At 41.6% G+C, this 13,324-nt stretch carries 3 protein-coding genes; all 3 read right to left on the bottom strand.

From position 1 onward, the window contains the following. Nucleotides 1-1,969 (bottom strand): hypothetical protein (locus JHD79_RS01555; RefSeq protein ID WP_199117324.1); only part of this gene is annotated, 1,969 nt, incomplete at its 3' end. A gap of 18 nt (nt 1,970-1,987) precedes the next feature. After that, on the bottom strand, nt 1,988-6,928 hold the full coding sequence (locus JHD79_RS01550) for a hypothetical protein (RefSeq protein WP_199117323.1): 4,941 nt from the start codon (nt 6,926-6,928) through the stop codon (nt 1,988-1,990). A gap of 11 nt (nt 6,929-6,939) precedes the next feature. Beyond that, nucleotides 6,940-13,317 (bottom strand): hypothetical protein, encoded by a 6,378-nt coding sequence (locus tag JHD79_RS01545; RefSeq protein ID WP_199117322.1) that lies wholly within the window; start codon nt 13,315-13,317, stop codon nt 6,940-6,942. Between the last annotated feature and the right edge of the window lie 7 nt (nt 13,318-13,324).

The raw sequence follows: 13,324 nt of genomic DNA, 5'->3' as shown, positions 1-13,324 counted from the left end.
CGGTAGACGGGTTTAGCCTTAATTGGGATTTGGTTGTGGTATTCGCTAATATTGTTTCCCAGGTTGTCGTATTGGGTGCAACACCAAGTCCTAAACCAGTATCTAATCTACCTGTACCAGTTAAATTGAAATTACCTGTCTGTACAGATGTTGAATTATTAACCTTACCATCCAAAGCTGTCTTTATACCATCACTTGTAACTGGTTTCAAACTACTTGCTGTAGGTACGGTATCATATGATTCGCTTACAATCATAACCTTATTATCATCGTAGGCTTCATATAAAGTACCTGTTGAGGCATTGAAATAGACCTGCCCCTTTTCGACGGTATAGCCGCTTACATTAATATCAGCCTTTTTATTTGCCCCATATGTAGCACCTGTTATACCCGATATAATTAAAGGATTATAAATCCATCTAGATTTAATTGTATTAACAGCAGATTTATCGCCGTATTGGTTGACCTCTACTAGCCTGTTGCCGCTGCCCTTGAAAAGCTCGTTATTGTAAACTTTGTCGAGCCTGTTGACAATGGTACTATCCATGAACTTGAGCTCGCCCGCATTGTTCCACACATCTCCGTTGACTGGTGCCGACACATCGGTGGCCGATGGGCTTAGGTTGACCTGCGATTTGGTGGTGGTATTGGCCGCCAATTTTAAAAGAGAAGAGGTTGCTCCGGCTATGCCAATCCCAATACCTACGGTGAACTGCCATAAAGCGCTGATGTTGTTTACGATGGTCTTTAAATAGGTCCAGTTGGCAGGCGTAAGGTATTTGTTGGTGAGCGTACCAGCCTGAGCCTCGGCATCTGTTGCAGCTAGCTGCGCGGCTTTTCTCGGTATTCTTAAGGGGGTGGTGTCATTGTAGAAATAATACCAATAATTCGCATCAGTATAATACTGCATTTGGTAGGCACCCGTTATGGCGCTGCCCGTGTATACATCTGTGGCACTCCAGTTTGCTGCGGTGGTGAGTTGTGTAATAACGGTAGTATTGGTAATTACAGGTAATGAAACTTCATAAAAACTCTCCATTTCCTTCGTCGAAGACAGAGATAGTATTCTGTTGCCTGTTAGGCTATCTAAGATGGGTGCTTGTTGAAAGTTCTTTTTGCCTGAAATATTTTCGTTAACATTTCCAGATTTATGTACATAATCATTACTTACCGCATTAACAGCTCTGGAGGAAGTAAAATAAAGATTATTGGTGCCTTCTGGAAGCTGGTCGGTATTGGTGGCGGCAGATCCTGAGCCTCCTTCAATCCAAGCATTGTCGTCGGAATCCCAATTGTAGTTCTTTGCATCTGTTCCTACTCCCGGATCTACTTGAGCGTAATCGCCTGCTTGTAGTGGCGGATTAAATGTAGCGGCTTCAAGTGCGCTCAACGAAGTATATTTTCCCCTGAAATGTTGGTTATAATCCGTTGCATTTAGCTTCAGGTTTAGAGCTTCCGCTATTTTTTGAGGAATATCCACCCAACTGGAATCGCCATCTATTGTGCTTTTCTTTTCTAGGGTCTGTCCCGCAGAGCCTCCATTAATTAGGCCGTTTACCACAAGGTTTTTAAGGTCTTTAAAAGGGGTAACACCGTCGCTGATTTTTAGCTGGGTAACCGTATGTATCTCGTTGATATATTCGGTAGCTACCAGTAGCATATTTACCGGTTGGCTGCCCGTACCAAATACTTGGTCTGGATCCCAATCTGTTAACGGCCTAATTATAAAAGGTCGCTTCTGGTTGCCCTCTTCCGGAATTCCGGCCAAAAAGGAGGCATTCACAAAGTTTGAATCGTTCGTTAGCGCTGATGTTTTTTTTGGTATTTCCTGTTCAAAGTAATCGCGTAACACTTTTATAAGCTCCCTTAGCTTTATGCCCTGCGTTTTATTAATACTTTCTACATAGGGACCAGCCGATTTGATGATCTCATCGATATAGGCATCTGAAATGGGTGGGATTTGTGGCATGGTATTGTTATTTAGAGGTTAAACAGTTAATTCATTATCTAAAATATTCATTCTTCCGGAAGAGTTTTCCACTTGTACCTTAAAGCGGTGATAGATTTTATCGCCATCCTCATCCGTAGAGTCCAAAGGCCAGGGCAATTCATACCACATGGGCTGGTTGGTATCTGGTGGCATTATGCTAAAGATGGATTCCCAGTTTGCGCTACTATTCTGTTTAAATAGGTAATAGGTACCATTATAGGTAGTGGGAAGCCACGACAAGACATTGGTAAGTTCATCATAACCAAGTTCGGGGGCATCCGGACTTTGGGTATCTATTAAATTTACCGACATCATTACACTTGGTTGAGACAGCACTTCTTCCGACTGTTCATATTCGTTGATGATGGTCCTTAGTGCAGCTATGCGATAGTATATTGTCTGCCCAAAAGGAGGGAAGGACAAATCAGAGAAGTCATCCTCAAGAGTATAAGACCCTATGGCACTATCATCAATCTCCATATCCAATATATGATCCATTTGTAAAATGGATTCAGCGAAAAACTTATTATCTGTCCTGAATAATCTTAACCTCTCAAACCTCTCTACTTCGGGAAGAGCTGCCACTTCGAAAACAACAACAGGTGCATCAATTGTTGAAAAAGAAGTTTGTAAAGAAAAATTATCAATCACAGGAACTGAAGCCGTTTCGGTATATAAAATTTCTACTGGGCCCAAAAAATTACTGATCGGGCCAATATTCAATTGATTATTGATTTCCGCACTCGTATAAAAATAAAAATCTCTTGAAAAGGCATTTAGAAAATAATCCGTTATGCGTACATAACTACCGCCAACATCGTCAGGCTTGATGTAGGTACGAACCATTGGAAATGGATTGAAGCGTGTATCGTTTGGATCGAGCAGATTACCATCTACATCTCTTATTACAGGCAAATCGTTTGTTGTTTGTTGCCCGGTCTTTAAGTATCTAAGTATTGGCGGTTGTTCTGTTAATGGTAACAGTGTACTTAAAATAGCTGTTTCCAACTTGTCCAACTTTTGCCGATTGCTATCTTCGGGCAAAAGCAAGCCTTCTTTATCGGGTACAGGAAAGCCATAGGGATCAGGCTCTGCCTCATAAACCTTAAAAACTAAATGAGCTTCATCTTCAAAATGGAGGTTTACCAAATCAAGATATCGCTGATTGAAATGTGGATCTGAGCTAAGTGCTCCCAATTGTAACATGATATGGGCAATGGTCTGCGGAGCATAAAGTGCAGCAAGTACATTGATATGAGCGGTGCGATAAAACATAAAGCCAAAAGGCCTTCTTGAATTTGGGGTGCGCACGTCGAAAGTAAAAGCAGCTTGTTTAGTTGGATCCGGACGTACTTTTAGGCCTGGGGCTATTGGAATTTCAGGTTGAACCGGTTCGTAAATATTCCTGGCCAATAATACTGCAGGCATGGAAATACCCGAAACATATGAAAGGTGTTCTGTACTAAGAGTCTGTATGGCTACTAAATTTCGTTTATCATTTTCATCTGTCTGGGGCATAATGTTGCTCGCATTGAAGCTAAACTCGGGAGCGGGTTCGGCAAAGAAATAAGCTTTATAACCAGGATGATAATTGACACTTATCCAATCTTGTTCGTCTGTTGAAAATTGTATCGGTTGCGAATCGAAGCTGCTATCGTATACATACAATTGAAGTGGATTATTTTGTTGTAAAACAACCACCTGCAGCAATTTCTTTTCATCACCATCTATAAGAGGTAACCTCACCATTCCCTTGTACCACTCTATGTGTGCCTCATGCAATTGGCCAGGCATATTTTTGGTGGGATCAGAATCATCAAAAGGAATGTTAATTTGTGGATGAGGACTAAGTGAAGCCGTTTCAAAACTGATTTCATAGTAACCATCGAAAATAAGGTCTTCATTAAGCACTTGTTTAATCAGGGCTGGGCCATTAATGCCGCCTATCCAATATTTGGTATCGGCACTTTCACCTACATCTGTTTCAATTGCCGGATTTATGGCATCAGCGAAACTGATCAGGCCAATTTTTTCTGCCAAGGGTTCCCAATTCTCTTCCTTGGACAGGTTTTCTACCATAGAAAAACGACTGCCGATGCTTGGAATGGTATAGCTTTTATAAGAACCATATAGCGCCTCGCCTTCCCTATCATCCGTTCGGTCTCTCACAAATGATTTCTCTATGGTGATAATCGGCAGGCCATTACTTCCATTAACTATATTCAACACTTTAAATTGTGCTTCTGGAGTAGATAAATTTCCTCCATTAAACCTTTCTAAATCTGCTGTGGCAATGTTTGGTTTTTTCTCCTCTCCAGTAATCAGATGATAAGCTCCTGCAAACAATACCAATTGGCTATCATTTCCTTCAACAGGCCTCATATCGGTAATCACGCCAATAACTTCTTGTTGCAGTCTTGGTTTAAAAAACACCTTTGCTACATTAGCCCGTATAAGCGAACTTAAAGTTTCTTCGTTAATTTGCTCCAGGCCAGAAATATCTAAAATATCCACCCAGTTAAAGGTAATGCGGGTCAAGGCTGTATCTTCATCAGGAAACTGTGCCATACGTTTCCTCAGCCAAGTTTGCTCTTGGCCAGTAGTAAAAATCAGTTCATCTTCCTTTTGAATATATTGAACGGTAAGATCTGTAGGTGCAAACAATAGATTTCTCGATTGAAAGATTGTCTCATCAGTCGCCACTTCATTGCTTATAGCAGAAGCCCTCGAGAACCAATTTATCCCATATAATGCATAATAATGAGCTCCTGTATATTTTTCAAAATGGACAAATAAGCTGGTAGAATCATCGGGCAGAGGATTTACTTCAGGCAGCCCTTCAATGGGAAAATCATTATCGTAGGCATAATACACCTTGCCCATTACCTCAGCTTCGGTTGAAGTAATTTCGGGTTTTAAATAACTGGTTTGTCCTTCTGCCCTATATTTTAATCCATAATAAAGCGGTTTTGGGTGTTGAAAAAAGTTTTCGTTAACCACTTCTTCCAATGTGTCAAAAAAATTGAAATCTCTTCGTTCATTATAAAACAAGGTTCTTCCAATATTGATGATCCTACTATTTTCTCGTCTATTGTAGCCTTGGTCATCAAACATAAATGATAAATCTTCTTCAGTAGACAAGCGGTAGCTTATAGGACGCATTTGCGGAATAGCTGGCAATAACTGATCTTGTTTCGAGGTAGGCAAACTTAGATAAGTGTAGTTTATCTGTTCCGGCGAATGCATGCTCTTCCTATTTTGGTAAGATAACCTGTATACGAATTTTTGTTGGGCACTTACCCCACTCGGGGTGTCAATATGGCCTAAACCGGTCATCCTGGCTATATGATAATCTAAAGCCTGCAGTTGGATCACGTCTAGCAAACTTATTTTTTGCGGTTCCTGGGTCGGGTCTTCGTCGGGATAAATATCATAAAGTGCCCTAGGGTCAGTTTCGCTCTTCTGCAGATACAGTGCTACCAATTGCTGGATAGATTGATCTACAAGGTCCTGTCCATCGGTAAACCATTTGTCTATATAGTTACTGGCCCTCACCTTGGTACCCTCATTATATTGAGGCCAAAGATTATCTATGGGATAAGCCGGGCTTTCGAGTCTTGCACTTACTTCACTTTCATTTAAACTTATGGCGAAGCCGGTGCCTACGGCAGACCAATTGGCCAATGAACGGGTAAGCTGAAAATCGTGATAAGTTTCGAAGCTAATTTTTGCTAAACTTACCGTTATCGGCTTCTTATAGCGAACAATACTTAAACTGTCTCCTACAACATTCGCAGTAGCCTCAGCGTGATCCATAACCGTAGTTTGCTTAATGCGTTGTTCTGAGCTGTCTGCAAAACTAAGGGCTTCAATTTTCACATAAGATGGAGTGGCCGAAGTTTGACGGGTAAATGCTAAATCGAAATGGAAGAAGGTTTTGTTGAGCACCGAGATCTCAATGATATCGTCATAAGCATTTAAAAATCCAAAGCTGTTATAGTTTGGGTTAATATTGCCAGCTAAACTGTAATATTTAGTTTTATTGGTAAAGTAAACACGTACCTGATTGCTAATAACTGTATTATTTACCACTTGGTTAATGCTATACGTCCAATATTGCTGTTGGGAATTGACCACTGGTCGGCTTTCTTCCAAATCCAATTCTACAATGGCCAGGTTTTGATAAGGAGTCCGATAAATATGGACAAAGTCGTTAGGTTGGTTAAATCCGTTGTGATTGTTGACACTACTAAAGTAATCGCCCTTTGGCAAATGATTTTCAGCTAATTCACCCGTAAAGCTCCACCGCAAATGAAAGCCTTCAGCAATACCATTGGAACCATCGGCACCGGCAACTTGTAAAAATACACCCGCAGTATTATTAAAGATGTTAAGGTCCGAACTTCCACAGGGATTTAGTCCCAATTGGCCGAGCAATGCTTTTAGGGCATTAAAAGCATCTAAAAAAGAAAGGAGAGAAGCATCTATTAAGGCCTTTTCGTAGTCACCTAATTCGCTGCTGCGTGAGCAGAATTCTTTAAAAATATTAAGAATGGTTTGAAATACAGTTACATAGTCTTCGTAGCCATTATCCATAAAGCCGGTCCAGAAATCTAGTTCTAAAAAGTTCTGCTCAAAAAAATCACCGGAAATATTGGCCGTTGAAAATCCTATCCAAAAATCAAGCGCTTCAAAATCAAGCTCACTATAATCTCCGGTAATTTGTACTTGGGGGAAACCTTCTTCTCCATTTAATATCCCTAAAACAGTGATCACCCTTAGGTATAACTTGCGCAGTATATCCTGATCCAAACGGTTAATACTATTGATAACTGCTGGATAATCATCATACTCTCCATTTTTGGTGGCTGTTTGAATGGCCAATAAACAACTGGTTACATAGCTATAATCTGAACAAAAGGCGTTATTATTAGGCATATCGCAAAGTTTTAGGGCGTATTAATTTCAAGGTTAAATTCGGGACTGATGTACTGTTCAAAAGCAGTCGTATAGTTTTCTCCATTAAACATTTTATACTTAAAGGTCAATTGGGCCAAGCCGGTAGGAAAATCCATACTGGCGTTGGTGACCAATACAGCAGAAGTATTTCTTGCATGTATATACTTGAAAGCAATTGCTGTATGTTCCGGCATGTGTAACGTAAGGGTGTCCGCCAACAAATCTATTGGCTCTGTAGGTAACTTTGGATCATTAAAAGGCTCTGGGTTTCTAATGATCAGGCCCAATACACGTTGTTCCTCCGTATCTGGATCAATATTTACCAATGGCTGCAATACCGTGGTTTCTATATGCTCCAGGTTTTTAAGTTTTAACCCTCCATAAATGATCCGATCATACTTTACTGCATATCGCATTACCTGCTCGGCTGCATGGGTAGGACTATCATCCAGTAAAGGGATGATGTTGTTGTTAATCTCGGTTATCGAAAAAGAGGTATATAACGGATAAATGGCATAACGTTCGTTTTCTGGTGTACTATCGAGTATAAAGCTGGAAGCCTGTTCCTGAAAACTGGCATATCGTGAACTGATGAAATTAAAACGATGTACCTCACTGCTCTTTTCTGCTTCGCCAACCGGCTGATATTTAGCACTAAATATGGCGGTATAAACTTTGTTCGGAAATAGATCATCTAACTGGTACCCCCCTTGCTTGGTCCGCTTTTTCATGACCAGTGGATTGGTATTACAGCTATCTGAACTGGCAGCCAGATTCATTAAAAAGATGACCTGTTGGTCGGGAGGTAAACTCCTATAATTGTCAATGGTAATCGTTCGGTCGGGCAATTGCTCCCATACCAAGGCGGGGCTTTCCGATCCTCCAAAAACATCTACTACCATGAGTTCTAGACTACTTTTCACTGCTGCCAAGCCTTGGTAGCTGTCAAAATCTTCGAACATGGCATAGATATAGGGTTTGGTGAACAACAGCCTGATCTTTGGATGGTGGTAAAAAACAGGCTTACTTAAATCATAACGGCTCTGTGCGTCAGGAAAAGAACGTTCATAATCGATATAGTTTTTCAAATTGCTCAACTTAAACTCATCGGCACGATCTTGTGCCAACAAGTCATCATAAACCACGCTTTGTTGATGGAAGTGTCCAATTGGGCCAGCTGTTTTAAACCCAAATGTCTGCGTATGTTGGGTAGCATTTCTAGTTTGGCCATTTTCTACCACCAGGTCCCTGGTTTTAAGAGATAGGGCATAAATGGTATTAGGACGCCACACCGGCTGTATGGTCTTATTCAAGCCATCTCCCATCAGCGTAATCTCGTCAAACAGTTTTTCCTCTGTAAGCTCATTCTCGTTTTGCCTGCGGTGTATTTCTTCAGTAAGGTAAGAAAGCTGATGGAGCGTAGTGTGTTTCGGTACAGGAGCCGTTAACTTTAGCTGTTCTGGTATGGCTACGCTCAATTTCTTAATTTTATCTATAAATATTTCCAGGGTATCATGGGTTCTATCCACAACAATAAACAAGTGCTTAAATTGTGAATCAGAAACATAGCCGGTGCTACAGTCTAAGCTCAAGTATTCGCTTATTTTAAAACCTGCCCGAGATTGTCCGCTATAGCAGGTGAAATAAAAGGCACAACTTGGTTGTTGTCCGGCTGCACTATAATCGGTATAACTGTGTACCGTATCCTCTTGTAGCAGATGCAGTGCATAGCCCTTTTTATCCCCCGTTAAAGGGTCTTCTGCCACTTTGCTGAACAAGGTGGAAATGCCTGTATTGAAAGGGTTAAAAACTACCATGGTTTCTACGGCAAAATCTGCTTCCTCTATTTTTAATACAGGCTGGTAGGGTATAAGTAGGGCGTCTTCCCTAGAATTGAAGGCATAAACCCGTCCCAACGTTTGTTGTCCTGTTATATTCTCCTTAAAAAAACCGGGCCTTAAATCTGGACTCCCCAATGGTATAGCGGTTAAATTGCCTACATTGGCAGTGGTAGCGCTCAACAACCAATTAGCCACTGCGCCCGTAGTATCTTGGTAGCCTTTAGTAACAACTTCTGTTGCTGTAAAAGCTCGATCAAATAGTGACAAGTATACTAGCGCCTTGTCTTTTTCCTGGTCATGTCCTTGTGGGAAAACTGGCGTGACCGCATATTCATCGGCAAGTTTAAAATGCCCCCCTATGGTTAGGTTACCTTCAAACGATAAATTGGTTTCAGGCTCAAAGTTGATTTCAATGCGGCCTATCGCATTATTAAGGTCATTATACGTAATATCAATGCCATCTTGATCTGGTCCTGCAAAAACAGGTGGCATAAAATAATCTTGAGGTACGGCAACTATGGCGGCACTAGTACCCGTATCTATAACTTCTGTAATGTATATGCGCTTTATAAAATCTATTCGAATACGGTTTTCGTTTTGCCCTAATGCCAATTTCAAGAAAGTGACCGGGTTGGATGGGTAGATGACCAATTTACCTCCATAGGTAGTGAGCGTTAAGCTATTTCCTCCAAATGAAGGGTTGTTTACCACTTCGCCGCTAGCTCCCAATAACCGAAAAGTATAACCACCTTGGTAAAAAGTAGAAAAATCTGGGTAGTTGGTCTGTGCGGCCACATCTTTCCAGTTGATCAGTTGTTGTTTGGAAATGGTCTCAAAACAGAAAAGGTCTTTTCGTTTAAAATTAAGCCCATCCAGATCACTTAAGGTATCTGTAGATTGATTGGCGTAACTAAACATGTTTTGCGATAGCAGTCGGATTTTATTATAACGGTTTGGCTGCGAGAACTGCCAATAACCAGTTTTAAGGCTATTGAGATTAATTATCGGAGCTCCGTGTTCGTCTGTATTTTCTTTTACAATAGCGGTTACCGCCTCATAGATCTGGTAGGGTTTCCAGGTGCCCGAAGTGCCTGCATTGGGATCCCAACAATAAATATCCAAGCTGATCAATTCATACTCGTGGCGAACTTGGGGGCTAAGGCCCTTTTGTGGGGGAATAAGCTCGGAATAGCCTTCGGCAAGTTGATTGCTGCCGCCTCCCAATTTTGAAAATGAGGGTTTTACAGCTTTTAGCAAGTCAATATCAATATAGCTATCTAACGGTATGGTAATCTCTTTTATTCCTGTTTGATCATCTAGCATGTTATATCGCCAACGCGGATCACTTGGGGGCGGCGGAATAATGACCCCATCTCCCGTAAAAACTTCGGCTACATGATTAATCTTAAATACATCTCCAGACTGTATATTGGTTGCCGCAGCAGGTAAGTAACCTTTAATGGGATCGGGCAGTTCTATGACGGGCTGTTGTGCCAACAAAGGCCCCTTATCATTATTAATGCGCCAGGTAAGTTCTAAGGTAAACTTGATCTTGAAGAATAGGACCCTGAGAGAAATATAGATAGAACCCTGGATAATAAATGGATGCGGTGCATCTACAGCTAATCCCAGGACTATAGTCATACTTAGTTTAGCTTTCCATACCCTAATGTAGGCATAGCCACCTACACGTATAAACGCCCCTATCTGTACCGGTTTAAAACTTAGCGAGCCGCCCATATCAATCCAGGCGCCAAAAGCCACAGCCGCTACACCATAACTCCGGTTAAAATCAAATTTAGCACCTGCGCCTGCTTTAAAACCTTTAGATGAAATCATAAGGTAGGCATAGCCTTGAAACAAGGTTAAAATCCTTGACCTGATGCGTTGGTTTTCAGGCTGGTCTTTGCCCAAATTAAGGTACCAGCCCGAGGCATTGTTAAAGAAAAATGCCAGTTCCATGGTTCCGCTTAATGAGAAAATAGCCCCATTTAATGATCCGCCTACGTCAGGCAGGTTATAATTCACCCCCAATCCCGCCATAAAGGCATTACTATCTATAGAGATAAAAGCACTGAACGGTGGATCTGCGGTATCATTCAAGCCTACTCTAGACCTTAATATACCTGCCTGTCCTTGCATTAAAAATACATCGGGAAGGCCCAATAGTAAGAAGAGTTTACTTGAAAATACTTTCCCTGAATCAAAGGCTGTGGCAATAGAAGCACCAGCACCTACAGAAAAGCCTGATTTGCTGGCAAACTTGTCTATCTCAATGCCTTCTTTGTGGGTGATGGTACTCTTGGCTTTATAGTATTGCCACCAAGTAGCATTTTCGCCCAAAGGAGGTGTGGTAGCGCTCTTGGACGGCAGGTAATGCTGGCCTATAATGCCCCTAAAACCGTATATGCCCAAGCCTGTAGCCCCTAAAATAATAGGTGTGGGCAATTCTAAGCCTATGTCTACCACAAATGCCGGTACGCTAGGTTTAAGGCGCATGCCCGCACTGCCTGTCATTTTTAAACGGGGAAGGCTAAACGTTACCGCACCACCGTATTCGATGTTGGCAGCAGAACTAGAAGCCTGTTCATTGGGGTTGGCCATGGTCAGGTAGCCGTTCAACAGGAAGGCGGCCTTATCTTTAGTCACATTGCCCGGTATGCTCATGTCGATATTGAGCCTATCGATACTTAAAAAGGCATGGAATGGGCCATCATCATCTATGGTAAAATAAAACTTGATGCCATTGCCCGAGGTGTTGATCCCAGCCCTGCCCGTATTCACCATCCCATCAAATGCAAAAACCAGATAATGCCTTTCTATGCCTTGGTGCAAGCCTTTATGCCCAGAAATGCTGATATTGCTGATCTCCATTTTTACAGGGCCAATCTCTAATGGGAAGGTTTTGGCAATGCTTATGTTGTCTATGCCCGGTTCAAATTCCAGTTTGCCATCGTCCCAAATGCGCAGTTTGTTGATGGGAATATCTTTAGGCAGCACGTCACCTAGGCCAGGGATATTAAAGGTGAAACTTAATGTGCCAGCTACTTCCGCATAATAGCCACGGTCTTCTTTGCCCAATTGCAGGCTTTTTACCTTAATTTCCAGTACATCCAGAAAATTAAGCGGTGGTATATCTTCTGATATGGCCGTAATGCTGAAGTTACCATCGTCTTTAATTTGGGCACTGATGTTGATCACTGCATCTTGGCCATTCTGCTTTAACTTGTTGAGCGTAAGCTGCCCCTTAATTTCTGAACTTACAATGGAGCCCATTTTAAATGCTAGCCGGAAAACATCTAGACGAGCTTTAAAACCTCCAAAATCTCTATTGAGCCAATCTCCAGCGGTTAAGGTAAACATACCCGATACACCGCCAGTGCCAATGAACAGGTTTTCGGCCTTTATTTCGGCACTGGTTTGGCCTTGGGTAGGCGTGCCAAAATTTCGGAAGCCTAAAATAGCTTCTTGAGCGTACACTCCAACAAAATCTGTTGGGTAGCCCGCCGCATCAGCTTCGGGAATATTGGAAGTTTTACTGAAATCTAGTTTTACGTTAGTAAAGCCAATGATAAGGCCTGTGTTGCCTATCTGTACCCTTGCTGGAATGAGCGAGCCTGCCAACTCGGTATTGGCATACAAGCCCCTTTCTGTATCAAAATCCAAATCAGCTTCTGCAAACTTAAGGAGAGTCTTCTTGAGTTGCCCTTCCGCATCTAATGTATCGTCTGGCACCAAGCCCTCTGGGGTTTCTTTTAGGGGCAGCAATATATTTCTGGGAAATTCTATGGCTGCACTCAAGGTAAGCGAGGCCCTTAATCTGGGGATAAACAAATCTTTGATATAGCTCTCTAAATCTGTAGGGATTAAAGCACCAAAGAAATAATCTAACCTTTGTCTGGTAACTTGTAAATTGGCATCTAACAGGTATAAAGTAAAGACAGTAGTAAAAACATTTTCATTTAATTGCTCTACTTGTGTTGTTAATTGTTCAAATTTATCTTCGTCTTCTTCGTCAATTGTAATGGTTGCACTGTACAACAGATTAATGTCGGCAACCAATTGCCCAAAACTTGATATTGTTGGTTCTTCAGGAGTTACAAAAGTACTGATGGCCAAACGTAACACCTGTTCTTTGGAAATGCCGAGTATGACAATGGCAAAATCAAAAAAGGCATCAGGCTGAAATGAAAAGGTTTCGAACTTAAAATTGGAAAAGTATTTTAAGATTTTCCATTCCCAAAAAAGCGTAACTGGAAATGAAGAAATGCTGCCATCTTCATAATCGGGATTAAGGACAAATGAAATACCACTGCCAAACAGCTCAAATGCCAGTTTCTTCCTGCTCACTACAGCCAGACTGTAAAAAGCACTACTTCCATCTATACTTGTAGAGCTGATAAAATCTTTATAGAAAACATTATCGAATACCTGCCCAATGCCCTCTTGGATAAAGCTCAATGATTCTGGCAGTTCGCCCACATTTATTAGGCGTGATAACGCTGGATAGTACAAATTATCTGGCATATTCCTG

The sequence above is a fragment of the Pedobacter sp. ASV28 genome (assembly GCF_016428855.1).
In the GTDB taxonomy this organism is placed as follows: Bacteria; Bacteroidota; Bacteroidia; order Sphingobacteriales; family Sphingobacteriaceae; genus Pedobacter.
This window is presented reverse-complemented; position numbering and strand designations above follow the sequence as displayed.

Coding starts and splice junctions, on each gene's coding strand:
- JHD79_RS01550 (WP_199117323.1), bottom strand. CDS start 6,928: ATGCCTAATAATAACGCCTTTTGTTCAGATTATAGCTATGTAACCAGT.
- JHD79_RS01545 (WP_199117322.1), bottom strand. CDS start 13,317: ATGCCAGATAATTTGTACTATCCAGCGTTATCACGCCTAATAAATGTG.